Origin of the sequence: Streptomyces triculaminicus (genome assembly GCF_017349075.1) — a bacterium.
Classification (GTDB): Bacteria; Actinomycetota; Actinomycetes; order Streptomycetales; family Streptomycetaceae; genus Streptomyces; species Streptomyces triculaminicus.
Map to the genome: position 1 here is coordinate 1,044,630 of NZ_JAFMOF010000004.1, position 23,915 is coordinate 1,068,544.

Here is a 23,915-nt window from a genome sequence, read left to right on the forward strand (position 1 = left end):
GGGTGTCCCGCCACTGACAGGACGCGCGGGAGGCGCGCCCGGTTCCCGGACCGCGTCCGTCCGGGCGGGCCCGGACGGAGGAAACGCTTCCGGTCGCCGGGCTGGAATAGGGTGCCGTGCATGACGTGGCTGATCACAGGCGGAGCGGGCTACATCGGGGCGCACGTGGCGCGGGCGATGACGGAGGCCGGGGAGCGGGTGGCCGTCCTGGACGACCTGTCCTCGGGCGTCACCGCCAGGCTGCCGCGGGAGGTCCCGCTGGTGCGGGGCTCGGTGCTGGACCGCGCGGTGCTCGACCGCGCGTTCGCGGAGCTGGGCGTGACGGGTGTGGTGCACCTGGCGGCGAAGAAGCAGGTCGGGGAGTCGGTGGAGAAGCCGCTGCTCTACTACCGGGAGAACCTGCACGGGCTGACCGTGCTGCTGGAGGCGGTGGTCGACGCGGGCGTCGGCAGCTTCGTCTTCTCCTCCTCGGCGGCCGTCTACGGCATGCCCGACGTCGATCTCGTCACCGAGGAGACGCCCTGCCTGCCGATCAACCCGTACGGCGAGACCAAGCTGGCCGGCGAGTGGCTCGTACGGGCGACCGGGGCCGCGCACGGCATCTCCACCGCCTGCCTGCGCTACTTCAACGTCGCGGGCGCGGCCCGGCCGGAGCTGGCGGACACCGGCGTCTTCAACATCATCCCGATGATGTTCGACCGGATCACCCGCGGCGAACGGCCGCGGATCTTCGGCACCGACTACGACACCCCCGACGGCACCTGTGTCCGTGACTACATCCACATCGAGGACCTGGCCACCGCGCACCTGGCCGCCGCCCGCCGGCTGGCCGAGCGGCCCGGTGCGGGCGACCTGACGCTGAACGTCGGCACCGGGCAGGGGGTCTCCGTCCGCGAGATGGCGGACCTGATCGGCGCGGTCACCGGCCGTACGGACCTGACGGCCGAGACCGGGCCACGCCGTCCGGGTGATCCGGCGCGTGTCGTCGCCTCCGGCGAGCGCATCGCCAAGGAGCTCGGCTGGCGGGCGCGGCACGACGTGCGGAGCATGGTCACTTCGGCGTGGGAGGGATGGTGCCTGCACCACCCCGAGGCGCACCGCGGCTGACCTCCCGGAACCGCGGTCACGACATCGCCGCAGGTCAGGGCAATGACAACGGTGTTCAGTGCCGCGTTGCCCCCTACCCCCCACCCGTTGTTCACTGGGCCTCGGCCGGCACCCGCCGGCCGTTTCTGGGCACGTGTTCGGGAGGCGGCATTCATGGGAGCGGGGCACGACCACGGCCACTCGCACGGGGGACCCCCCGCCGGCGTGAGCGGCACCGCGGCCGCCGCCTACAAGGGGCGGCTGCGGATCGCGCTGGGCATCACGCTGACGATCCTCGTCGCGGAGATCGTCGGCAGCGCGCTGACCGGTTCGCTGGCGCTGCTCGCGGACGCCGGGCACATGGCGACGGACGCGGTCGGCGTCTCGATGGCGCTGGTGGCGATCCACTTCGCCAACCGGCCCCCCAGCGCGCGGCGCACCTACGGCTACGCCCGCGCCGAGATCCTGGCGGCGCTGCTGAACTGCCTGCTCCTGCTGGGCGTCGGCGGCTTCATCCTGGTCGAGGCGATCGACCGGCTGATCACCCCGGCCCCGGTGCCGGGCGGCACCACCGTGATCTTCGGCCTCGTCGGCCTGGTCGCCAACCTGGTCTCGCTGGCCGTGCTGATGCGCGGCCAGAAGGAGAGCCTCAATGTGCGAGGGGCGTTCCTCGAGGTCCTCTCGGACGCGCTGGGCTCCCTCGCGGTGGTCGTCTCCGCCCTTGTGATCATGGTCACAGGGTGGACCCAGGCGGACCCGGTGGCCTCGCTGCTGATCGCCGTGATGATCGTGCCGCGCACGCTGAAGCTGCTGCGCGAGGCGCTGGACGTCCTGCTGGAGGCCGCGCCGAAGGACGTGGACATGGCCGAGGTGCGGGCGCACATCATGGCGCTGCCCGGCGTGGAGGACCTGCACGACCTGCATGTGTGGACCATCACATCGGGCATGCCGGTGCTCTCGGCGCACGTGGTGGTCGACCCGGCACGGCTGGACTCCGCCGGGCAGGAGAAGATGCTGCACGAGCTGCAGGGCTGTCTGGGCGAGCACTTCGCCGTGGAGCACTGCACCTTCCAGCTCGAGCCGAGCGGGCATGCCGCGCACGAGGCGAGGCTCTGCCACTGAGCTCCGGCCGCCCGCTACGGGCCGGGCGGGCCGACCGGAGTCATCTGTCGCTGTTGTGGGCATTCCGTACGGCAGACTTGAGGGTCGAAGACCGACAACGAGGATGGTCAATGCCGATCACATCAGCCACGGGCCGCTCCGCCGGCTCCGCCCCGGTCCCCGCCGACGCCACCGCTGAGCCGATCATGCTGGAGCTGGTCGACGAGAACGGCAGAACCATCGGGACCGCCGAGAAGGTCTCCGCCCATCTCGCGCCCGGCCGGCTGCACCGCGCCTTCTCGGTCTTCCTCCTCGACGACGCCGGCCGGCTGCTGCTGCAGCAGCGGGCCCTGGGGAAGTACCACTCCCCCGGCGTCTGGTCGAACACCTGCTGCGGCCACCCCTACCCCGGCGAGCCGCCGTTCGTGGCGGCCGCCCGGCGCACGGGAGAGGAGCTGGGCCTGGCCCCCTCGCTGATGCGCGAGGCGGGCACCGTGCGCTACAACCACCCCGACCCGGCCTCGGGCCTGGTCGAGCAGGAGTACAACCACCTCTTCGTGGGGACCGTGCGGGCCGAGCCCAGCCCGGACCCGGAGGAGATCGCGGAGACGGCGTTCGTGACGCCCGGGGAACTGGCCGGGCTGCTGGAGAAGCATCCGTTCTCGGCGTGGTTCACCACGGTGCTGGACGCCGCAAGGCCGGCGATCCGGGAGCTCACCGGGGACGCAGCGGGCTGGTAGCCGAGGGGCGCAGCGGCAGGGCGGCCCAGACCACCTTGCCGCCGCTCGCCGTGTGCTCGACGTCGCAGCGGCCGCCGGCCTCGTCGACGGTGGCCTGGACGAGCAGCAGGCCGCGGCCGCCCGTGCGCGGCTCGTCGTCGGGGAACGCCTCGAGCGGTCCGGGCCGGTACGGGTGGCTGTCCTCGACGGCCACGCGCACCCACTCGGGGCCGACGGAGACCTCCAGCCCCACCTCCGGGGAGAGCAGCGCCGCGTGCCGGACGGCGTTGGTGACCAGCTCGGAGACGATGAGCAGCAGCCCCTGCAGCAGGTCCTCGCGCAGGGGTACGTGCCGGCGGCGCATCAGGTCGCGGACGGCGTGCCGGGCGCGCGGGACGGTGGAATCGAGCGCGGGGGCGGTGTACCGCCAGGTCCCGTCGTACTCGGCGGGCTTGCGGGGCAGGGGCGCGTGCCCCGGCTCGGGCGGGACGCTCCCGAGTGTCTCCATGTCCGATACCAACCCCTCGCCGTGGCTCGACCGCACGGACCGAGTGTTGGGAACCGCGGGCTCCGCACCGGCGAGCTGACAGGAAGTCGATGCCTATCGACGGCTTTTGATCGCGTGCGTATGCCGCGGTCACTCTCACGACTGTTCCTGGTGTCCCCTTTCGCCCTTCACTGAGCGATCCTGGCGCGGGTACGGCCCGGAGGGACGCGGGTACGGCCCGGATAGCATCCCACGCATGGAGCCCGCACTGCGTCTGGACGTCGACGGCACCACCGCCACCGTCCGCATCGCCCACCCCGCCAAGCGCAACGCCATGACCACGGACATGTGGCGGCGGCTGCCCGAGCTGCTGCGGCGCTGCGCGGCGGACCCGGCCGTACGGGTGCTGGTGCTGACCGGCGAGGGCGACACCTTCTGCGCGGGGGCCGACATCTCCGCGCTGACCGCCGACGGCGGCCGGGAGTCGAGGGACCTGGCGGTCGCGGCCGAGGAGGCCCTGGCCGCCTTCCCCAAGCCCACCATCGCGGCGGTGCGCGGCCACTGCGTGGGCGGCGGCTGCCAGCTCGCGGCCGCCTGCGACCTGCGGTTCGCGGCGGAGGGGGCGTCGTTCGGCATCACCCCGGCGCGGCTGGGCATCGTCTACGCCGCCTCCTCCACCCGCCGCCTCGTCGATCTGGTCGGCCCGGCGACGGCCAAGTACCTGCTGTTCTCGGCCGAACTGATCGACGCCGAACGGGCGCTGCGCACGGGCCTGGTGGACGAGGTGTGGCCGGCGCAGGAACTGGACGGGCGGGTGGCGGAGTTCGCCCGGACGCTGGCCTCGCGCTCACAGCTGACCCAGGCTGCGGCCAAGGAGTTCGCGGCCGGTCCGGTGGACGCGGACCGCCTCGCGTACTGGGCCGGGCAGGCGCACGGCAGCGGCGACGGCACCGAGGGGGTCGCCGCGTTCCTGGAGCGCAGGACGCCGCGCTTCGAGTGGACGGGGTGACCTCCGGCGACGTCGGCGTCCTCCCGCCCGGGGACTTCCCGCACGTACTGACCGGTCGGTAGCCTTCGGGCATGGAGACTCTGCCCGAAGGCGCCGTCCGGCGCTGTGCCCACCGCGTCAACTCCGTTCATTCCACGGTCTACTTCTCCCCCGACGTCCGCCGGGAGCTGGGCGCCCTCGGCGTGGAACACCACCGGGCGGTCTACTTCGCCTCGCGCTCGGCCGCGTTCGGCAGGGTCGGCCCGGGCGTCGTCACCGCCACGTTCCACAGCTTCAAGCACGACCTGGTGGCCGAGCACCTGCCGCGCGTGTGGGACGTCGTGACGCCCGACCAGGTCCTCGCCGCCCGCCTGCGGGCCGCCGACACCACGCTGCGCCGCGTGCTCGGCGACGAGCTCGTCGTCTCCCCGGAGATGGCCGAGGCCGCCGCCCTGGCGCTGCGCGCCGCCGAGGCCTGCGAACGCGCCGCCCGCCCGCTGTACTCCGCCCACGCCGACCTGCCCGTGCCCGACGCCCCGCACCTCGCCCTGTGGCACGCCACCACCCTGCTGCGCGAGCACCGGGGCGACGGGCACCTGATGGCCCTCACCCGCGCCGGGCTCGACCCGGTCGAGGCGCTCGTCAGCCACACCGCCGCCGGGCGGGGCATGTCCCTGGAGTGGCTGGTGCGCACCCGCGGCTGGAGCATGGCCGAGCTGACGGCGGGCCAGGACAGGCTGCGGGCCCGCGGACTGCTCGACGCGGACGCACGGCTGACGGAGGCCGGCGCCACCCTGCGCGAGGAGCTGGAGACGGAGACGGACCGGCTCGACACGGCCCCCTACGCGCACCTGGGCGCCGCGGCCACGGCCCGGCTGACGGAGCTGGTGAGGGCCTTCACCGCCACCGCCGTGGCCGCCGGCGCCTTCCCCGCCGACCTGAACGGCTGACCGGCGGCACGGCCGGTCGCGATCCCGCGCCGCCCTGGGCACCTGCCACAATGCAGGTTCGCGGCCCATCGCGGCCCGGGAGACAAGCGGAGCGTGATCGTGACGACGTCGACGTCGGTCGAAGGCAGGATCGCCGAGGAACTCGGCGTACGGGAACGGCAGGTGCGGGCGGCCGTCGAACTGCTCGACGGCGGGTCGACCGTGCCCTTCGTCGCCCGCTACCGCAAGGAGGCCACCGGCGCCCTCGACGACGCGCAGCTGCGCACCCTCGAGGAGCGGTTGCGGTATCTGCGGGAGCTCGAGGACCGGCGGACGGCGGTCCTGGAGTCCGTACGCTCGCAGGGCAAGCTGGACCAGGCGCTGGAGGCGCGGATCCGCGAGGCCGACTCCAAGGCCCGGCTCGAGGACATCTACCTGCCCTTCAAGCCCAAGCGGCGCACCAAGGCGCAGATCGCCCGGGAGGCCGGGCTCGAGCCGCTGGCCGACGGGCTGCTCGCCGACCCCGGCGTCGAGCCGCTCGCGGCGGCGGCCGCCTTCGTCGACGCGGACAAGGGCGTCGCCGACGCCGCCGCGGCGCTGGAGGGCGCCCGGGCCGTGCTGACCGAGCGGTTCGGCGAGGACGCCGACCTCATCGGCGAGCTGCGCGAGCGCATGTGGACGCGCGGCCGGCTGGCGGCCAGGGTCCGTTCCGGCAAGGAGGAGGCCGGCGCGAAGTTCGCCGACTACTTCGACTTCGCCGAGCCCTTCACCGCGCTGCCCTCGCACCGCGTCCTGGCCATGCTGCGCGGCGAGAAGGAGGAGGTACTCGACCTCGTCCTGGAGCCGGAGCCCGCGGACGAGGCCGCAGGGACAGCCGCGGGCCCCAGCTCGTACGAGCAGATGATCGCCCGCCGCTTCGGGATCGCGGACCGGAACCGGCCGGCCGACAAGTGGCTGGGCGACACGGTCCGCTGGGCCTGGCGCACCCGCGTCCTGGTCCACCTCGGCATCGACCTGCGACTGCGGCTGCGCCAGGCCGCCGAGGACGAGGCGGTCCGCGTCTTCGCCGCCAACCTGCGCGACCTGCTGCTCGCCGCCCCGGCCGGCACCCGCGCCACCATGGGCCTCGACCCCGGTTTCCGTACGGGCGTGAAGGTGGCCGTCGTGGACGCCACCGGCAAGGTGTGCGCCACCGAGACGATCTACCCGCACGTCCCGCAGAACAAGTGGGACGCCTCCCTGGCCACGCTGGCGCGACTGGCCCGCGAGCACGGCGTGGAGCTGGTCGCCATCGGCAACGGCACGGCCTCCCGCGAGACGGACCGGCTGGCGACCGACCTGATCTCCCGTCACCCCGAGCTGAAGCTCACCAAGGTGATGGTCTCCGAGGCGGGCGCCTCGGTGTACTCCGCCTCCGCCTTCGCCTCCCAGGAGCTGCCGGAGCTCGACGTCTCGCTGCGCGGCGCGGTGTCCATCGCCCGGCGCCTGCAGGACCCGCTCGCCGAGCTGGTCAAGATCGACCCCAAGTCGATCGGCGTCGGCCAGTACCAGCACGACCTGTCCGAGGTGAAGCTCTCCCGCTCGCTCGACGCCGTGGTGGAGGACTGCGTCAACGGCGTCGGCGTCGACGTCAACACCGCCTCCGCCCCGCTGCTCTCCCGCGTCTCCGGCATCGGCTCGGGCCTCGCCGAGAACATCGTCGCCCACCGCGACGCCAACGGCCCCTTCCGCTCCCGCAGGGGCCTGAAGGACGTGGCCCGGCTCGGCCCCAAGGCCTACGAGCAGTGCGCCGGCTTCCTGCGCATCCGCGGCGACGACCCGCTGGACGCCTCCAGCGTGCACCCCGAGGCGTACCCCGTGGTGCGCAAGATGGTGAAGGCCACGGGCGGCGACGTCGCCTCCCTCATCGGCAACACCGCCACCCTGCGCTCGCTGCGGCCCGACGACTTCGTCGACGACACCTTCGGCCTGCCCACCGTCACCGACATCCTGCGCGAGCTGGAGAAGCCGGGCCGCGACCCGCGGCCGGCGTTCAAGACGGCGACCTTCAAGGACGGCGTCGAGAAGATCGGCGACCTGCGCCCGGGCATGCTCCTGGAGGGCGTCGTCACCAACGTCGCCGCCTTCGGGGCGTTCGTGGACGTCGGCGTCCACCAGGACGGCCTGGTGCACGTCTCGGCGATGTCGAAGACGTTCGTCAAGGACCCGCGTGACGTGGTCAAGCCGGGCGACATCGTGCGGGTGAAGGTGCTCGACGTGGACATCCCGCGCAAGCGGATCTCGCTGACGCTGCGGCTCGAGGACGAGGCGGCGCCGGCCGCCGAGGACGGCCGGGGTGCGGCCCCGGCCGCGCCGCGCGAGCGCGCCCCGCGCCGGGGCGGTGCCCCGCGCCGGGGCGGTGCCCCGCGCCCCCGCCGCGAGGCGGGCGGCCGGCCGGCTCCGGCTCCCGCCGCCGACGGGGCGATGGCGGACGCGCTGCGGCGGGCGGGCCTGCTGCGCGACTGAGCCCCGGTCCCGCCCTTTCACCGTGTCCCGGGGCTCCGCTCCGGACCTGGGTCTTCAAACGCCGGACGGGCTGCCGTGCTTTGTCCTCAAACGCCGGACGGGCTGAAATCAGCCCGTCCGGCGTTTGAGGACAGCGCGCGCGGCGCGGCCCGGACTCAGCGTTCCGTAACGCGGCCTTCGGACACCTCGAGGCGCCTGGTCACAGTGACAGCGTCCAGCATGCGGCGGTCGTGGGTCACCAGCAGCAGCGTCCCGTCGTACGACGCCAGCGCCGACTCCAACTGCTCGATGGCCGGCAGGTCCAGGTGGTTGGTGGGCTCGTCCAGGACGAGCAGGTTCACGCCCCGGGCCTGCAGCAGGGCCAGCGCCGCCCGGGTCCGCTCGCCCGGGGAGAGCGTGACGGCGGGGCGCAGCACGTGCGCCGCCTTGAGCCCGAACTTGGCCAGCAGGGTGCGCACGTCCGCCGGGGCCAGCTCCGGGACGGCCGCACCGAAGGCGTCGAGCAGGGCCTCGCCGCCGAAGAACAGCGCCCGGGCCTGGTCCACCTCGCCCACGACGACGCCCGGCCCCAGGGACGCGCTGCCCTCGTCCAGCGGCAGCCGGCCGAGCAGGGCGGCGAGGAGGGTGGACTTGCCGGAGCCGTTGGCGCCGGTGACGGCGACCCGGTCCGCCCAGTCGATCTGCAGGTCGGCGGGGCCGAAGACGAACGGGCCGCGCCGGACCACCGCCCCGCGCAGGGTCGCCACGACGGCGCCGGAGCGCGGCGCCGCGGCGATCTCCATCCGCAGCTCCCACTCCTTGCGCGGCTCCTCGACGACGTCGAGCCGCTCGATGAGGCGCTCGGTCTGGCGGGCCTTGGCGGCCTGCTTCTCGGTCGACTCGGCGCGGAGCTTCCGGCCGATCTTGTCGTTGTCGGTGGACTTGCGGCGGGCGTTGCGGACGCCCTTCTCCATCCAGTTGCGCTGGGTGCGGGCACGGGCCTCGAGGGAGGAGCGGGTGTCGGCGTACTCGTCGTAGGCCTCGCGGGCGTGCCGGCGGGCGGTCTCGCGTTCTTCCAGGTAGGAGGCGTAGCCACCGCCGTAGAGGGTGACCTGCTGCTGGGCGAGGTCGAGCTCGAGGACCTTGTCGACGGTGCGGGCGAGGAACTCGCGGTCGTGGCTGACGAGGACCGTGCCGGCGCGCAGGCCGGTGACGAAGTCCTCCAGCCGGGCCAGGCCGTCCAGGTCGAGGTCGTTGGTGGGCTCGTCCAGCAGGAAGACGTCGTAGCGGCTGAGCAGCAGCGAGGCCAGCCCGGCGCGGGCGGCCTGGCCGCCGGAGAGGGCGGTCATGGGCCGGTCCAGGCCGACGGTCAGGCCGAGCGAGCCGACCACCTCGTCGGCGCGCTCGTCCAGGTCGGCGCCGCCGAGGTCCAGCCAGCGCTCGAGGGCGGTGGAGTAGGCGTCGTCGGCGCCCGGGGCGCCGTCGACGAGGGCCTGGGTGGCGGTGTCGAGGGCGGTCTGGGCGGCGGCGACGCCGGTGCGGCGGGCGAGAAAGGCGCGGACCGTCTCGCCCTCGCGCCGCTCGGGTTCCTGCGGCAGGTGGCCGACGGTCGCGGTCGGCGGGCTGAGCCGCAGCGCGCCCTCCTCGGGCCGGTCCAGGCCGGCGAGGAGGCGGAGCAGGGTGGACTTGCCCGCGCCGTTGGCTCCGACGAGACCGATCACCTCACCGGGCGCGACGACGAGGTCGAGCCCGGAGAAGAGGGTGCGGTCGCCGTGCCCGGCGGCGAGATCCTTGGCGACGAGGGTGGCACTCATGAGGCCACCGACTCTATCGGGTGGCCTCCCGGGCACCGAACCGGTTTTCGCCCTGCGCCCGGCCGTCCGCCCCGGCGCCCACGCGCGTGACCAGTACGTCGCCGTACGTACGCGCCACGACGTACGCCACTCTGGGCCCCAGCGGCACCCGGTGGCATCCGGGCTCGAGCGGTCCGTCGAAGACCTCGAGCATCCGGGCGCCCCGCAGCCGCCCCGGCCGGTAGGCCGTCACCCTCACCCGGCAGGCGGCGGCCGTCTCCAGGCGGGCCTCCCCCGCCGCCGCGCTCAGCCCGGCCAGCCGGCGCTCGCCGCCGGGCGAGCGCCGCAGCGCCTGCTCCAGCTGCGCGACCAGCAGCTCCGCGACGGGCGCCGGCGCCTCGACGAACGTCGCGTCTCCGCCGGCGGTCGCGAACGCGGCGCGCACCGCGGCCCGGCCCGCCTCGTCGACCGTACGGTCGAAGGCCACCGCCCCGTACGTCCGTAGCTCGTCCGCGTGAGCTCCCGCCGCGTCGCGGGAGATCTCCGCGCCGATGCCGCCGGCCCGCAGTCCGGCCGCGGCACGGGCGAAGAGGGCGACGCGGGGGCCGACCAGCAGGACGCGCCGGGCGGGCGGCGCGGTCCCGTCGGCCGTCAGCGCGGCGAGCGCGGCGCGGTACTCGCCGGCGCGGAAGCGGAAGGGGCCGACCCCGGGGTAGCCGTCGCGCCGGGGGTCCGCGCCCTCGCCGGTCTGCCAGACGAAGTCCCGCCAGACGACGTCCGCGCCCTCGCGCTCGACGACGGCGGTGACGACCCCGCATTCCAGCAGTGCGCACTCGGAGCAGGCGTAGAGGACGTAACGGCCGCTCTCCAGCGGGGGATCGCCGCACGGGGTGTCCTGGGGCAGCAGGGCGCGCGCATGCGGGGTGAGCGGGGAGGGGTCCACGTCGGAGGCGAGCGGCGAGACCGCTCCGGCCGCGGCGAGGAGGGTGAGCAAGGGTTTGCCGCCCACGACGAAGTCCGGGGACTCCCGGCGCACTTGACCGGCGCCGACGACCTGTTCCGCGCCGGCGCGGGGCGCCGCTTCCAGCGCGAGGGACACGTACTCCACTGCCATGCACGGTCTATTCCCCCGCGTGCGCCGCTTCGAGCCCGGCGGCCGTGTTTTCGCCTGTACCGTCACCCCCATGGCAAGCGATGTGATCGTGGTCGGCGCCGGCGTCATCGGCCTGACCAGCGCGGTCGTGCTGGCGGAACGCGGGCGCGGCGTCAAGGTGTTGACGCGCTCGCCGTCCTCGGAGACCACGTCGGCGGTGGCCGGCGGGCTGTGGTGGCCCTACCGGATACAGCCCCAGGAGGCGGCCGGGCGCTGGGCGCTGCGTTCGCTGCCGGTCATGGCGGGGCTCGCCGGGCAGCCGGAGACGGGGGTGCGGATGGTCTCCGGTACCCACGCGGGCCTGACACCGGTCGAGTTGGGCCCGTGGTCGGCGCGGGTGCCGGGGCTGCGGGCGGCCCGGGAGGCGGAGTTGCCGCGCGGGTACGACCGAGGGGTGCGCACCCGGCTGCCGTTGCTCGACATGGCGGCCCATCTGGCCTATCTGCAGCGGCGGCTGGCCGCTGCGGGCGGCACGGTCACGGTGCGGGCGGTGCGTTCGCTCGCCCAGGCGGGCGAGGGGGCAGCGGCGGTGGTGAACTGCACGGGCCTGGGCGCCCGCGACCTCGTGCCCGATCCGTCGGTCCATCCGGTGCGGGGCCAGCTGGTCGTGGTGGAGAACCCGGGCGTCGAGGAGTGGTTCACCGCCGTCGACGACCACAAGGGCGACTCCCTGTACGTCTTCCCCCAGCCGTACGGCGTGGTGCTGGGCGGCACGGCCCGGGCGCACGCGTGGGACCGCACGCCCTCGCCGTGCACCGCGCAGGCGATCATCAGTCGCTGTTCGAGGGTGTTCCCCCGGCTGGCCCAGGCCCGGATCCTCGGCCACCGCGTGGGGCTGCGGCCGGGGCGCCCGCGGGTGCGGCTGGAGGCCGAGCGGCTGCCGTCGGGTGCCCGCCTGGTGCACAACTACGGCCATGGCGGGGCGGGCATCACGGTGTCCTGGGGGTGCGCGCTGGAGGCGGCGGACCTGGTGGAGGGCTGACGCGGGACGGCCCGGGGGCCGGGAGGCCGTAGGGGCCGAGGGGGCCTGTGGGGCCGCCCCGCGTCGGACGAGCGGGTCAGCGCAGGAGTGCGGGCGCGGGCGGGCGCAGACCGTTCAGGGGCGCGCCGGGACGCTCGTACGCCGGGTCGCTGTGGCGCGTGGCGCGGGCGAAGGCCCGGGAGCCGCCGACGAACGGCAGGCTCGCCTCGCCGCCGGCCAGATCCACGGTCACCCGGGGCGTGGTGGAGGCCGGTTCGACCAGGCGGGCGTCCGTGCCGGCGACGATCAGGGCGAGGCGGTGGCCGGCGGGGACGACGTGGTCCGTGGCGGCGAGGCCGAGGGTGATGGTGTAGGGCCGCCCGGGGGTCAGCGGGCCGCCGTGGGAGAGGCCGGCGTGGTGGCCGAGGTCGGCCCAGCCGCGGCTGAAGACGGTGTGGGCGACGCTCGCGGTGTCCGCCTCGGTGCGCTGGAAGCAGCCGCTGTCGCCGGTGGTGCCGCTGCCCCAGCAGGTGCGGTCGGCGAGGGTGCGGATGCCCTCGCCGCTCGCGGCGTAGTCGCGGATCACGGCGGGCCCGAGGTCGACGAGGACGGCCGACAGGTGGGCGGAGGCGGTGGAGGGGGTGACCGTCAGCCGGACCGTCGAGGAGCCGGACAGCCGCAGGTCGGCGGTGAGCGGCGGGGTGGTGAAGCCGGCCTTGGCCGGCGTCGTCTCGTCGACGCGGGAGGCCCAGTCGCTCTCGTCCAGCCGCGGGTCGTCGGTGAAGGACTCCACGGCGCCGGCGGGCGCCGCCCGGGTGCCCAGGGAGCCCACGCCGGGGGCGGGGCCGGGGGCCGGGCGCAGGGTGGTGGGGGCGGTGGCGCGGGGCGGCCAGACGCGGTCGGTGGTCCACTGTCCGGGCGCGCGCTCGATGTCGGCCATCGGCTCGCGCTCGACGCCGTTGTCGTAGCCCATCAGGTAGTGGTCGAACCAGCGGTGCAGGGCGGTCACCCAGCTCTCGCGGCGGAAGTCGAAGGGGTCGACGTGCCCGGCCTGGGAGAGCCACACCTTGCGTTCCACGCCCTGCCCGGCGAGGGCGTCCCACCACTGGCCGAAGTGCTTGGTGCGGACGTTGAGGTCCTGCATGCCGTGGACCGCGAAGACGCTGGCGCGGACCTTGCGGGCGTCCTTGAGGTAGTCGCGCTCGCTCCACAGCGGCGTCCAGTCGCCGTTGCGGGGCGCGCCGTCGGCGAGCGCGCGCTGCACGGCCTGGCAGCGGCCGCGCGCGGCGGGGCTCTCGACGCGGTCGGCGAGGGCGTCGGGGCCACTGCCGAAGAGGGCCGCGCCCTGGGCGAAGTAGTAGTCGTACCAGGAGCTGATGGCGCCGATGGGGACGATGGTCCTCAGGCCCGGTACGCCGGTGGCGGCGACGCCGTTGGCGATGGTGCCGTCGTAGCTCTTGCCGATCATGCCGACGGCCCCGGTGGACCAGTCGGCCCGGGCGGCCGCCCGCCCGGTGCGGGAGGCGTAGCCGCGGGCGCGGCCGTTGAGCCAGTCGACGACGGCCTTGGCGGAGGCGATGTCGGAGCGGCCGCCGATGTCCACGCAGCCGTCGGAACGGTTGGTTCCGGCGAGGTCGACCAGAACGACGGCATAGCCGCGCGGTACGAAGAAGTTGTCGTAGTACAGCGGGAACTGGACAGGGTTCCCCTGGGCGTCATAGGTCTTCTTCTGGCTTTCGTTGCCGCGCCCGCAGCAGGAGTAGTACGGGCTGGCGTCCATCACGACCGGTACCCGGCGGCCCTGTTCGGCGGGCTCGCGGGGGCGGACGACGTCGACGGCGACCCGGTCGGCGCGGCCGTCGCCGTCACCGTCGATCCCGGTGTCCACCCAGACGGATTCCCGGACGGCCCGGTCGTAGGAGTAGACAGGCCTGCTCTCGTCCGGCGCGCCGGGGGACGCGGCCGCCGCGGACGCGGCGAGCGGGGCCGGAAGGAGGAGGGCGACCACAGTGATCAGGGCCGCCACCAAGGGAGTTGTCCACGCTCTGCGGGGATTCCGCGTGTGTATCGGCACGGGGCGGACGGTAGCGCGGGTGAACGGCGGACAGAAGGGGTCGGGGGTGTCCGGGAGATGGCCGGGAGCGTTCTCATGACACCCACATGTCGATCACATGTCGGTACGCACCATGGACATGGCCCTTCCCTCAATGAGTACATAGGCTCCGAGTGATCTTTCGCCCCCTACGAGTTGGAGTGACTCGTGCGTCACAGACTCATCGTTCCGAGCGCGGCCGCCGCCTTCCTGATGCTGGCGGTCCCGGCTTCGGCCGCCGACGCCACGCCCGGCGCGCCGGGAGCCGGAGACGCGTACTACCCGACGTCCGGGAACGGCGGTTACGACGTCTCCCACTACGACCTGCGGCTGAAGTACGAGCCGAAGTCCGACAAGCTGGACGGCACGGCGACGCTGACCGCCACCACCACCCAGGCGCTCTCCCGCTTCAACCTCGACTTCGCCCTCAAGGTGAGCGAGGTCCTGGTCAACGGCAGGCCCACCCCGTTCGCCAAGACCGGCGCCCACGAACTGGAGATCACGCCCGCCTCCCCGCTGGAGGAGGGCAAGGAGATCACGGTCGTCGTCCGCTACAGCGACACCCCTTCGCAGGTGAAGATCGACGGCTACTCGGCCTGGCAGCGCACCCCGGACGGGGCCGTCGTGGCCAACGAGCCGGAGTCGGCCGTCTGGTGGTTCCCGAGCAACGACCACCCGCGCGACAAGGCCACGTACGACATCTCGGTCTCGGTGCCGGACGGCCTGCAGACGGTCAGCAACGGCGAGCTGAAGTCGCAGACCTCCAAGCTGGGCTGGACGCGCTACAACTGGCGCGCCACCAAGCCGCAGGCCAGCTACCTGACCACCCTGGCCGTCGGCAAGTTCGACATCACCACCGACAAGACGGCCGACGGGCTGCCGGTCCTCAACGCCTACAGCAAGGACCTGGGCGACAACCTCGCCTCGGCCAAGGCCAGCGTCGGGCGCACCACCGAGATCATCGACTGGGAGAGCAAGGTCTTCGGGCCGTACCCCTTCAACGCCATCGGCGGCTACGTTCCCAACGTCAAGACCGGCTACGCGCTGGAGACCCAGACCCGGCCGTACTACAGCCCGTCGGGCTTCGCCAACGGCGCGAACGCCTCCCTGGTCGTGCACGAGCTCGCGCACCAGTGGTTCGGCGACAGCGTCTCGGTGAAGAACTGGCGTGACATCTGGGTCAACGAGGGCTTCGCCACCTACGCGCAGTGGCTGTGGTCGGAGAAGGAGGGCGAGGGCACGGCCCAGCAGCTCGCCGACTACGTCTACAACGGCGTTCCGGCGGACAACGAGTTCTGGAAGGTCAAGCCGTCCGACCCGGGCGCGAACAACCAGTTCCACTCCGCCGTCTACAACCGCGGGGCCGTCGCCCTGCAGGCGCTGCGCAACAAGGTCGGCGACAAGACCTTCTTCGCGCTGCTGAAGGACTGGACGGAGCAGAACCGCTTCGGCAACGGCTCGGTCGAGGACTTCGCGAAGTTCGCCGAGAAGGTCTCCGGCAAGCCGCTGCAGAAGCTGTTCGACACCTGGCTGAACACCGCCTCGAAGCCGAGCGCGGCCGCCGCCGCCAGGGACGGCATCGGCAAGGCCACGGCCGGCGCGTCGGGCAAGTCGCTCAAGGCCGCCGAGCCCAGGTCCTGGAAGAAGATCCAGGAGGCCCAGCGGGCCCACCGGCACTGACCCGGACCCGCTCCGGTCACCCTGAAGGGCCCGTCGCCACCGGCGACGGGCCCTTCCCGCATCCGGCCACGAGGCGTCCCACGAGGTTTCACAGCGGTGGTGGCACAGCAATACTGTTGAGCCGGAAGGGCGCGACAGGAAGGCGGGCACAGCGATGGCCACCGAAGCCGAGGACGTGGCGGAAACGCACCTCACCGTCGACGAGTTGGCGGCCCGCGCCGGGGTGACCGTGCGCACGGTGCGCTTCTACGGCACCCGGGGCCTGCTGCCCCCGCCCGAGATCGGCCCGCGCCGGGTCGGCCGCTACGGGCAGGGCCACCTCTCCCGGCTGGCACTGATCGAGGAGCTGCAGCACCAGGGGCTGACGCTGGCCGCCATCGAGCGCTACCTGCGGCGGCTCCCGGACGATCTCAGCGCCCACGATCTGGCCATCCACCGCGCCCTGGTGGCCTCCTGGACGCCGGACCGGGCGGAGGAGACCCCCCGGGCGCTGCTGGAGCGGCGGGCCGGGCGGGCGCTGACCGAGGAGGACGTCGAGCGGCTCGTCGCCATGAACGTGCTGGAGCGGACGGAGGGCGGGACGGACACCTTCCGGGTGGACCCGGCCCTGCTGGGGCTGGGCGTCCAGCTGCTGGACGTGCCCATGGCCCTGGAGACCATACGCGCCGCCAGGGCCGTGCTGGTCGAGCACGCCCGTGCCACGGCCCGCGAGCTGACCCGGCTCTTCCACGACGAGGTCTGGGGGCCCTACAGCGCCGGCGAGAGCGACCCGGAGGAGGTCGAGGCCATGAAGTCGCTCTCGGCCCATATGCAGCCGCTGGTGGTGCAGGCCCTGGTGACGGCCTTCCAGCGGTCGCTCAAGCAGGAGCTGCGGGCCACGTACGGGGGCTGAGGGGCGCCGCCCCGGGCGCCCCCGTACGTGGCCCGGCGGGTCAGTCCGTGAACGTCTCGCCCTTGGCCGCCTTCTCCACCAGGAGCGCGGGCGGCGCGAACCGCTCGCCGTACGCCGCCTCGAGCTCGCGCGCCCGGGCGAGGAAGCCGGGCAGGCCGCCCTCGTAGCCGTTGACGTACTGCAGCGCGCCGCCCGTCCAGCCGGGGAAGCCGATGCCCAGGATCGAACCGATGTTGGCGTCGGCCACCGAGGTCAGCACGCCCTCCTCCAGGCAGCGGACGGTGTCCAGCGCCTCGGAGAAGAGCATGCGCTCCTTCATGTCGGCGAACGGGATCCGGGCGTCGTCCCGGCCGAAGTGCTCGGCCAGCCCCGGCCAGAGGCCGGCCCGCTTGCCGTCCGCGTAGTCGTAGAACCCGGCGCCGCCGCTGCGGCCGGTGCGGCCGAACTCCTCGACCATCCGGTCGATGACGGCGTCGGCCGGGTGCGGGGTCCAGGTGCCGCCGGCCTCCTCGACCGCGCGCCGGCTCTCCTCGCGGATCTTCCGGGGCAGGGTGAGGGTCAGCTCGTCCATCAGGGAGAGCACCTTCGCCGGGTAGCCGGCCTGGGCGGCGGCCTGCTCGACGGAGGCGGCGGGGACGCCCTCGCCGATCATGGCGACGCCCTCGTTGATGAACCGCCCGATGACGCGCGAGGTGAAGAAGCCGCGCGAGTCGTTGACCACGATGGGCGTCTTGCGGATCTGCCGCACCAGGTCGAACGCCCGGGCGAGGGCCTCGTCGCCGGTCCGCTCGCCCTTGATGATCTCCACCAGCGGCATCTTGTCGACGGGCGAGAAGAAGTGCAGGCCGACGAAGTCGGTCTGCCGCTCGACGCCCTCGGCCAGCAGGGTGATGGGCAGGGTGGAGGTGTTGGAGCACAGCAGCGCGTCCGGCGCCACGACGTGCTGGATCTCCTGGAAGACCTTGTGCTTGAGCGCGGGGTCCTCGAAGACGGCCTCGATGACGGCGTCGCAGCCCGCGAGGTCGGCGACGTCGGCGGTGGGCGTGATCCGGGCCAGCAGCTCGTCGCGCTTGCGCTCGGTCGTACGGCCCTTGGCCAGCGCCTTGGCGAGCAGGCCCTCGGAGTAGGCCTTGCCCTTGCGGGCGTTCTCGGCCGAGACGTCCTTGAGGACGACCTCGATGCCGGCCCGGGCGCAGGCGTAGGCGATGCCCGCGCCCATCATGCCGGCGCCCAGGACGGCGACCTTGCGCACCGGGCGCGGCTCGGTGCCCTGGGGGCGGTTGGCGCCGGAGTTGACGGCCTGCATGTCGAAGAAGAACGCCTGGATCATGTTCTTGGCGGTCTGCCCGGTGACCAGCTCGGTGAAGTACCGGGCCTCGATGACCTGCGCGGTCTCGAAGTCGACCTGGGAGCCCTCGACGGCGGCGGCCAGGATGGCGCGCGGCGCCGGGCAGGGCGCGCCGCCGGTCTGCTTCCTGAGGGTGGCGGGGAAGGCCGGCAGGTTCGCCGCGAAGCGGGGGCTGGCCGGGGTGCCGCCGGGGATGCGGTAGCCCTTGACGTCCCAGGGCTGCACGGCCTCGGGGTGGGCGTCGATGAAGGCGCGGGCCTTGGCCAGCATCTCGTCGGCGTCGGAGGCCACCTCGTGCACCAGCCCGGCCTCGAGGGCGCGCCGGGGGTCGTACTGCGTGCCCTGCAGCAGCACCTTCAGCAGCGCGTCGGTGATGCCGAGGAGGCGTACGGCGCGGGTGACGCCGCCGCCCCCGGGCAGCAGGCCGAGCGTGACCTCGGGCAGGCCGATCTTCGAGCCGGGGGCGTCGAGGGCCACGCGGTGGTGGCAGGCGAGGGCGATCTCGTACCCCCCGCCGAGGGCCGCGCCGTTGACGGCGGCGACGACCGGCACGCCGAGGGTCTCGATGCGGCGCAGGTCGCGCTTGACGGCCAGGCTCGACTCGAACACGCGCTGTGCGTCGGCGGGCGTCGCGGCGATCAGGTCGCGCAGGTCGCCGCCGGCGAAGAAGGTCTTCTTGGCGGAGGTGATGATGACGCCCCGCACGGACGCCGGATCCGCGCCGCGCTCGGCCTCCAGGCGGTCGGCGACCGCGGCGAGGGAGGACGCGAAGGCGTCGTTCATGGTGTTGGCGGACTGCCGGGGGTCGTCGAGGACGAGGGTGACGACGCCGTCGCCGTTCTGCTCCCAGCGGATGGTGGTGGGCTCGCTCATTTTCTCGAAGTCTCCAGAGGTAGGGGGAGCGGTAGGGGGTGTCCGATGGGTCGGTGCGGGTCCTGCGGCGTCTGGTGCGGTGCATCGCAAGGCGGAGCGTCTCCCTCGGACTGGGCGTCCTTGGGCGATGCGACAACGCAGCGAGGTGCCGTGCTGGGGGCACCTCCCAGCGGTAGCTGGGGGAGCCGCAGGGCCCGTGCCGACCCATCGGACACCCCCTAGACGCGCTCGACGACCGTGGCGATACCCATGCCGCCGCCCACGCACAGCGTGACCAGCCCGTACCGCTTGTCCTGGCGTTCCAGCTCGTCGACGACGGTGCCGAGCAGCATGGCGCCGGTGGCGCCCAGCGGGTGGCCCATGGCGATGGCGCCGCCGTTGACGTTGATGCGTTCCAGGCCGATGCCCATGTCCTTGGCGAAGCGCAGCACCACGGCCGCGAAGGCCTCGTTGATCTCGATCAGGTCGATGTCGTCGATGGTCAGCCCGGCCTTGGCCAGGGCCTTCCGGGTGGCGGGGGCCGGGCCGGTGAGCATGATGGTGGGCTCGGAGCCGGAGACGGCGGCGGAGACGATCCGGGCCCGGGGCCGCATGCCGTAGCGCTCGCCGACCTCGCGGCTGCCGATGGCGACGAGGGCGGCGCCGTCGACGATGCCGGAGGAGTTGCCGGCGTGGTGGACGTGGTCGATCTTCTCGACCCAGTGGTACTGCTGCAGGGCCACGGCGTCGAAGCCGCCCTGCTCGCCGATGCCCGCGAAGGAGGGCTTGAGCGCGGCGAGCGACTCGGCAGTGGTCCCCGGCCGCAGGTGCTCGTCGCGGTCGAGGACGACGAGGCCGTTGCGGTCGCGCACGGGCACGACGGAGCGGTCGAAGCGGCCGTCCTTCCAGGCCGCCGCGGCCAGCTCCTGGGAGCGGGCGGCGAAGGTGTCGACGCCGAAGCGGGAGAACCCCTCCACCGTGGCGATCAGGTCGGCGCCGATGCCCTGGGGCGCGAAGTTGACGTCGAGGTTGGTCATCGGGTCGGCGAACCAGGCGCCGCCGTCGGAGGCCATGGGCACCCGGGACATCGACTCGACGCCGCCCGCGAGGACCAGGTCCTCCCAGCCGGAGCGGACCTTGGCGGCGGCGAGGTTGACGGCCTCGAGGCCGGAGGCACAGAAGCGGTTCTCCTGGAGGCCGGCCACGGTGTCGGGCAGTCCGGCGGCGATCGCGGCGATGCGGGCGATGTCGGAGCCCTGGTCGCCGACGGGGCTGACGACGCCGAGCACGATGTCGTCGATCGCGGCGGGGTCCAGGTCCGGGAAGCGCCGCCGCACCTCGTGGATGAGGCCGACGACGAGGTCGATGGGCTTGGTGCCGTGCAGCGCGCCATTGGCCTTACCGCGCCCGCGAGGGGTGCGGATCGCCTCGTATACGTACGCTTCGGTGCTCAAGGTCGTAAGCCTTTCGGGAGGCCGGAGGGGGCGGGGTTCCCCGCCGGGGGCGGGGGTGGGTCAGGAGAGCAGGGAACGGCCGATGATCTCCTTCATGATCTCGGTCGTGCCGCCGTAGATCGTCTGGATCCGGCCGTCGGTGAAGGCCTTCGCCACCGGGAATTCGGTCATGTAGCCGTAGCCGCCGTGCAGCTGCAGGCAGCGGTCGGCGACCCGCTTCTGCAGCTCGGTGGCCCACCACTTGGCCATCGAGGCGTGCACCGCGTCGAGCTCGCCGCGGTCGTGGTCGGTGATACAGCGGTCGAGGAAGGCGCGGGTGACGGCGCATTCGGTGGCCATCTCGGCGATCTCGAAGCGGATGTGCTGGAGCTTGGCCAGCGGCCGGCCGAAGGCCTCGCGCTCCTTGACGTACCGCGTGGTGGCCTCCAGCAGGTGCTCGGCCGCCGCGATCGCGCTCACGGCGATGCTCAGCCGCTCCTGGGGGAGGTTGCCCATCAGGTGGAGGAACGCGCCGTCGAGCTCGCCCAGGAGGTTCTCCTTGGGCACCCGGACGTCGCGGAAGAAGAGCTCGGCGGTGTCCTGCGCCTTCTGGCCGATCTTGTCGAGGTTGCGGCCGCGCTCGAAGCCCGGCATGCCCCGCTCGACCACGAGCAGGCTCAGCCCCTTGGCCCCGCCCTCCGGCGTCGTCTTCGCCACGACGACGACCAGGTCGGCGAGGATGCCGTTGGAGATGAAGGTCTTCGAGCCGTTGAGCAGCCAGTGGTCGCCGCGGTCCTCGGCGGTCGTGCGGATGCCCTGCAGGTCCGAGCCCGCGCCCGGCTCGGTCATGGCGATGGCGCTGACGATCTCGCCCGAGCAGAAGCCGGGCAGCCAGCGGCGCTTCTGCTCGTCGGTGGAGAGCTTCGCCAGGTAGGGGCCGACCATGTCGTTGTGCAGCGGGACGGCGAGGCCGGCCGCTCCGGCCCGGGTGAACTCCTCGGCGAGCACGGCGCTGTAGCGGAAGTCGGGGTCGCCCCCGCCGCCGTACTCCTCGGGCACGGCCAGGCCCAGCAGCCCCTGCCGGCCGGCGGCCAGCCAGGCGTCGCGGGAGACGATGCCGTCCTCCTCCCAGCGCGCGTAGTGCGGGGCGACCTCGCGGGCGAGGAAGGCGCGCACGGTCTCCCGGAAGGCCTCGTGGTCGGGACTGAAGATCTGACGCTTCATCTGTTCGGGCTGCCTTTCTGCGGCTCGGTCTCCTCGAGGGCGTGTTCCCCGAGGCCGGGCACGTCCCAGTCGCGGGCCACCTCGGCGGTGTGGGCCCCCGGCCGGGCCGGCGGCCTGCGCAGGGAGCCGGGGGTCGCGGAGAAGCGCGGGGCGGGGGCGGGCTGGGTGATGCCGGCGTGCTCGGCGAACGTGCCGCGGGCGGCCAGGTGCGGGTGGCGGGGGGCCTCGCGCAGGGACAGGACGGGGGCCACGCACGCGTCGGTGCCCTCGAAGATCTCGGTCCACTCGGCGCGGGTGTGCTGCCGGAAGCGCGCGGCGACGGCCGCCCGCAGCTCCTCCCAGCGGCCGGCGTCGGCGCGCGCGGCGGCCTGGGCGTCCTCGAGGCCCAGCAGGCGGGCGAACTCGGCGTAGAAGCGGGGTTCCAGCGCGCCGACGGCCATGTGGCCGCCGTCGGCGGTCTCGTACGTGCCGTAGAAGGGCACGCCTCCGTCGAGGAGGTTGGCGCCGCGCCGGTCCTGCCAGCCGCCGGCCGCCAGCATGGCGTGGATCATCGCGGTGAGGTGGGCGGTGCCGTCGACGATGGCAGCGTCGACGACCTGTCCGGTGCCGGTGGCGCGCGCGTGCTGGAGGGCGGCGAGGACGCCGACGACGAGGTAGAGGGAGCCGCCGGCGTAGTCGCCCAGGAGGTTGGCGGCGGGGTAGGGCGGCCCGTCGGCGGGGCCGGTCATGCCGAGGGCGCCGGTGACGGCGATGTAGCCGATGTCGTGCCCGGCGGCGTGGGCGAGGGGGCCCTGCTGGCCCCAGCCGGTCATCCGCCCGTAGACCAGGGCGGGGTTGCGGGCGAGCGCGGCGTCGGGGCCGACGCCGAGGCGTTCGGCGACGCCTGGGCGGTAGCCCTCGAGGAGGATGTCGGCCCGCCCGGCCAGGTCGAGCACGGCCGGGGGGCCGTCCGGGCTCTTGAGGTCGACGAGCACCGAGCGCTTGTTGCGGTTGGTGATGTCGTACGCCGGGTCGACGCCCAGGCCCGGGCCGCCGGGCCGGTCGACGCGTACGACGTCCGCGCCGAGGTCGGCGAGCAACATGGCGGCGAAGGGCCCCGGCCCGATGCCGGCGAGCTCGAGCACGCGCACTCCGGTGAGCGGACCGCTCGCCCTCGTCTCCGTCATGCGGCCGCCCCCACATCCGATGCCTTATGACACAACTGCTGTAACAGTCGTGATGTCAGTGATGTTAAGAACGTGTTCCACCGTCCACAAGCCCCCTCCGCGCCTCATCGCGCGTCGAGTTGGGCGATGAGCCGCTTGGGGGCGATGACGCGGTAGCTCTCCTCGACCCAGTCGCAGAGCAGGCCGGCGGGTGCCCCGGCGAGCGGGACGCTCACCCAGCCGTGCCGGCCCAGCCCGTAGGCCGTGGGCGCGGCGCCGGGGACGGCCAGGGCGTGGCCGTGGGCCTCTTCGTCCTTGAGCTTGACGGAGATGCCGGGCGACTCCGTGTCCCCCTCGGAGCCGAGGAAGACGAAGATCTTCTTGTTGACCTTGACGACCGCGTCGTCACCCCAGGGGAACTCCTCGACGGCGCCGGGGAGGGAGAGGGCGAAGTCACGGACCTTCGTGCGCTGTGCGGCGGACACGGGGATGCCTCCAAAAGGCCGGGCGGGCGTGCTCTGGTGACGTCGATGGTGCCCCATGCCACTGACAACGCGGCCCGTGCGGCGCGCGGGCCGCCGGCCGGCGCACCCCGCGCCCGGTGGGCCGACGCCGCCTACAGCAGCCCGGCCTCCGCCAGCAGCCGCCGAACCCGCGCCACCGCGTGGTCCGGCAGGACCCGCAGCGGCGCGGCGGTGGCCGCGCACTCGATGACCCCGAGCGCCCGCAGCGCCGCCTTGAAGCCGCCCAGCGCCGCCGCGCTGCCGCTCATCTCCGCCGTGCCCCCGGCGTCGACCAGCGCGAACAGCGCCGCGAGCCGGTCCTGTTCGGCGGCCGCCTCCGCCCAGCGCCCGGCCCGGGCGTGTTCGTACAGGCGCACGTAGCCCGCCGGGTCCACATTGCCCAGCCCCGGCACGACGCCGTCCGCGCCTGCCAGCAGCGCGGCGTCGACCGTCAGCTCGGAGCCGGTGAGCACCGCGAAGTCGTGGGCGCGCCCCCGCTCGCGCAGGGCGACCAGCAGCCGCCGCAGGGCGCCCAGGTCCCCGCTGCTGTCCTTGAGTCCGGCGAGCGTGCCGTCCTCGGCGAGCTCGAGCAGCGTCGGGGCCGAGAGCTTGCTGTGCACGGCGGAGGGGATGTCGTAGGCGAGCAGCGGCAGCCCGGCACCGGCCCGGACGCGCCGGAAGTGGTCCGCGACCTCGGCCGGATGGGTGCCGGTGTAGAACGGCGCGGTGGCGACGAGCGCGTCGGCGCCCAGCGCGGCGGCCGCGCGGGCGTGGTCCAGGACGCGGGCGGTGGTCATGTCGATGACCCCGGCCAGGACGGGCACCCGGCCGGCGACGGCCTCGACCGCCGCCGCCAGCGCGGCCGCGCGCTGAGCATCGGTCAGAAGGGCGCTCTCGCCGCTGGTCCCCAGGACGAAGACGGCATGGGCGCCGGCCGCCAGCACGTGCTCGACCAGGGAGCCGAGGGAACGCGTGTCGACCTCGCCGTCGGCGGTGAGCGGCGTGCAGAGCGGGGGGACGACCCCGGAGACGACCACGCGCCGAC

General features: G+C 73.8%; 19 protein-coding genes. 9 read left to right on the plus strand and 10 right to left on the minus strand.

The features are described from left to right. Nucleotides 1-120: 120 nt before the first annotated feature. The 3 genes from galE (at nt 121) to idi (ending at nt 2,927) form a co-directional block, all read left to right on the plus strand. Complete coding sequence (galE, locus tag J1792_RS27705) at nt 121-1,107, plus strand: UDP-glucose 4-epimerase GalE (RefSeq protein ID WP_086568466.1); 987 nt, start codon at nt 121-123, stop codon at nt 1,105-1,107. Between the two features lie 153 nt (nt 1,108-1,260). After that, entirely contained in the window at nt 1,261-2,208 is a 948-nt protein-coding gene (locus J1792_RS27710) for a cation diffusion facilitator family transporter (protein WP_086568465.1), read from the plus strand. A 110-nt stretch (nt 2,209-2,318) separates the two neighbouring features. Beyond that, entirely contained in the window at nt 2,319-2,927 is a 609-nt protein-coding gene (gene idi / locus J1792_RS27715) for an isopentenyl-diphosphate Delta-isomerase (RefSeq protein ID WP_086568463.1), read from the plus strand. Here the strand turns inward: idi and J1792_RS27720 are convergent. Next, nucleotides 2,902-3,414, minus strand: a complete 513-nt coding sequence (locus J1792_RS27720; protein WP_086568461.1) for an ATP-binding protein — start codon at nt 3,412-3,414, stop codon at nt 2,902-2,904. The two genes, idi and J1792_RS27720, sit on opposite strands and share 26 nt — an antisense overlap. Nucleotides 3,415-3,649: 235 nt before the next feature. On the opposite strand from J1792_RS27720, the gene J1792_RS27725 reads away from it, so the two are divergent. The 3 genes from J1792_RS27725 to J1792_RS27735 all read left to right on the plus strand — a co-directional run bounded on the left by J1792_RS27725 (nt 3,650) and on the right by J1792_RS27735 (nt 7,815). Then, complete coding sequence (locus tag J1792_RS27725) at nt 3,650-4,402, plus strand: enoyl-CoA hydratase/isomerase family protein (protein ID WP_207248414.1); 753 nt, start codon at nt 3,650-3,652, stop codon at nt 4,400-4,402. A 71-nt stretch (nt 4,403-4,473) separates the two neighbouring features. After that, complete coding sequence (locus J1792_RS27730) at nt 4,474-5,331, plus strand: SCO6745 family protein (RefSeq protein WP_207248415.1); 858 nt, start codon at nt 4,474-4,476, stop codon at nt 5,329-5,331. Between the two features lie 99 nt (nt 5,332-5,430). Beyond that, nucleotides 5,431-7,815 (plus strand): Tex family protein, encoded by a 2,385-nt coding sequence (locus J1792_RS27735; RefSeq protein WP_372446185.1) that lies wholly within the window; start codon nt 5,431-5,433, stop codon nt 7,813-7,815. 155 nt (nt 7,816-7,970) lie between these two features. On the opposite strand, the gene J1792_RS27740 is transcribed toward J1792_RS27735, so the two are convergent. After that, a complete protein-coding gene (locus tag J1792_RS27740) occupies nt 7,971-9,608 on the minus strand; it encodes an ABC-F family ATP-binding cassette domain-containing protein (RefSeq protein WP_086568455.1) in 1,638 nt (545 codons plus the stop codon). Nucleotides 9,609-9,621: 13 nt separating this feature from the next. Next, entirely contained in the window at nt 9,622-10,701 is a 1,080-nt protein-coding gene (locus tag J1792_RS27745) for an oxidoreductase (protein WP_242646630.1), read from the minus strand. A 70-nt stretch (nt 10,702-10,771) separates the two neighbouring features. Here J1792_RS27745 and J1792_RS27750 point away from each other — a divergent pair, with 70 nt between their 5' ends. After that, entirely contained in the window at nt 10,772-11,722 is a 951-nt protein-coding gene (locus tag J1792_RS27750; RefSeq protein ID WP_207248417.1) for an FAD-dependent oxidoreductase, read from the plus strand. 76 nt (nt 11,723-11,798) lie between these two features. Here the strand turns inward: J1792_RS27750 and J1792_RS27755 are convergent, their stop codons facing one another. Then, complete coding sequence (locus tag J1792_RS27755) at nt 11,799-13,727, minus strand: Xaa-Pro dipeptidyl-peptidase (RefSeq protein WP_307843109.1); 1,929 nt, start codon at nt 13,725-13,727, stop codon at nt 11,799-11,801. A gap of 234 nt (nt 13,728-13,961) precedes the next feature. Between J1792_RS27755 and J1792_RS27760 the strand changes: the two genes are divergently transcribed. Further along, nucleotides 13,962-15,473: a M1 family metallopeptidase gene (locus J1792_RS27760; RefSeq protein ID WP_086572351.1), complete on the plus strand. Its 1,512-nt coding sequence runs from the start codon at nt 13,962-13,964 to the stop codon at nt 15,471-15,473. Nucleotides 15,474-15,627: 154 nt separating this feature from the next. Further along, nucleotides 15,628-16,365: a MerR family transcriptional regulator gene (locus J1792_RS27765; protein ID WP_086572353.1), complete on the plus strand. Its 738-nt coding sequence runs from the start codon at nt 15,628-15,630 to the stop codon at nt 16,363-16,365. 40 nt (nt 16,366-16,405) lie between these two features. Here J1792_RS27765 and J1792_RS27770 read toward each other — a convergent pair whose 3' ends face one another. The 6 genes from J1792_RS27770 to J1792_RS27795 all read right to left on the minus strand — a co-directional run bounded on the left by J1792_RS27770 (nt 16,406) and on the right by J1792_RS27795 (nt 23,907). Continuing rightward, complete coding sequence (locus J1792_RS27770; RefSeq protein WP_207248418.1) at nt 16,406-18,586, minus strand: 3-hydroxyacyl-CoA dehydrogenase NAD-binding domain-containing protein; 2,181 nt, start codon at nt 18,584-18,586, stop codon at nt 16,406-16,408. 218 nt (nt 18,587-18,804) lie between these two features. Beyond that, nucleotides 18,805-20,019 (minus strand): acetyl-CoA C-acetyltransferase, encoded by a 1,215-nt coding sequence (locus tag J1792_RS27775; RefSeq protein WP_086572357.1) that lies wholly within the window; start codon nt 20,017-20,019, stop codon nt 18,805-18,807. A gap of 60 nt (nt 20,020-20,079) precedes the next feature. After that, nucleotides 20,080-21,222 carry an acyl-CoA dehydrogenase family protein gene (locus J1792_RS27780; protein WP_207248419.1) on the minus strand — a complete coding sequence of 381 codons (1,143 nt, stop codon included), beginning with the start codon at nt 21,220-21,222 and terminating at the stop codon, nt 20,080-20,082. Next, nucleotides 21,219-22,388, minus strand: a complete 1,170-nt coding sequence (locus J1792_RS27785; protein ID WP_207248420.1) for a CaiB/BaiF CoA transferase family protein — start codon at nt 22,386-22,388, stop codon at nt 21,219-21,221. Before J1792_RS27785 ends, J1792_RS27780 begins: the two co-directional genes overlap by 4 nt. A gap of 104 nt (nt 22,389-22,492) precedes the next feature. Next, on the minus strand, nt 22,493-22,852 hold the full coding sequence (locus J1792_RS27790; protein WP_372446186.1) for an MmcQ/YjbR family DNA-binding protein: 360 nt from the start codon (nt 22,850-22,852) through the stop codon (nt 22,493-22,495). Between the two features lie 131 nt (nt 22,853-22,983). Beyond that, nucleotides 22,984-23,907 carry a dihydrodipicolinate synthase family protein gene (locus J1792_RS27795; protein WP_086572074.1) on the minus strand — a complete coding sequence of 308 codons (924 nt, stop codon included), beginning with the start codon at nt 23,905-23,907 and terminating at the stop codon, nt 22,984-22,986. Nucleotides 23,908-23,915: the final 8 nt, after the last annotated feature.

Bases quoted from the DNA above. Each gene is read 5' to 3' on its own strand.
- galE (WP_086568466.1), top strand. From the start codon at position 121: ATGACGTGGCTGATCACAGGCGGAGCGGGCTACATCGGGGCGCACGTG.
- J1792_RS27710 (WP_086568465.1), top strand. From the start codon at position 1,261: ATGGGAGCGGGGCACGACCACGGCCACTCGCACGGGGGACCCCCCGCC.
- idi (WP_086568463.1), top strand. From the start codon at position 2,319: ATGCCGATCACATCAGCCACGGGCCGCTCCGCCGGCTCCGCCCCGGTC.
- J1792_RS27720 (WP_086568461.1), bottom strand. From the start codon at position 3,414: ATGGAGACACTCGGGAGCGTCCCGCCCGAGCCGGGGCACGCGCCCCTG.
- J1792_RS27725 (WP_207248414.1), top strand. From the start codon at position 3,650: ATGGAGCCCGCACTGCGTCTGGACGTCGACGGCACCACCGCCACCGTC.
- J1792_RS27730 (WP_207248415.1), top strand. From the start codon at position 4,474: ATGGAGACTCTGCCCGAAGGCGCCGTCCGGCGCTGTGCCCACCGCGTC.
- J1792_RS27740 (WP_086568455.1), bottom strand. From the start codon at position 9,608: ATGAGTGCCACCCTCGTCGCCAAGGATCTCGCCGCCGGGCACGGCGAC.
- J1792_RS27745 (WP_242646630.1), bottom strand. From the start codon at position 10,701: ATGGCAGTGGAGTACGTGTCCCTCGCGCTGGAAGCGGCGCCCCGCGCC.
- J1792_RS27750 (WP_207248417.1), top strand. From the start codon at position 10,772: ATGGCAAGCGATGTGATCGTGGTCGGCGCCGGCGTCATCGGCCTGACC.
- J1792_RS27765 (WP_086572353.1), top strand. From the start codon at position 15,628: ATGGCCACCGAAGCCGAGGACGTGGCGGAAACGCACCTCACCGTCGAC.
- J1792_RS27770 (WP_207248418.1), bottom strand. From the start codon at position 18,586: ATGAGCGAGCCCACCACCATCCGCTGGGAGCAGAACGGCGACGGCGTC.
- J1792_RS27780 (WP_207248419.1), bottom strand. From the start codon at position 21,222: ATGAAGCGTCAGATCTTCAGTCCCGACCACGAGGCCTTCCGGGAGACC.
- J1792_RS27785 (WP_207248420.1), bottom strand. From the start codon at position 22,388: ATGACGGAGACGAGGGCGAGCGGTCCGCTCACCGGAGTGCGCGTGCTC.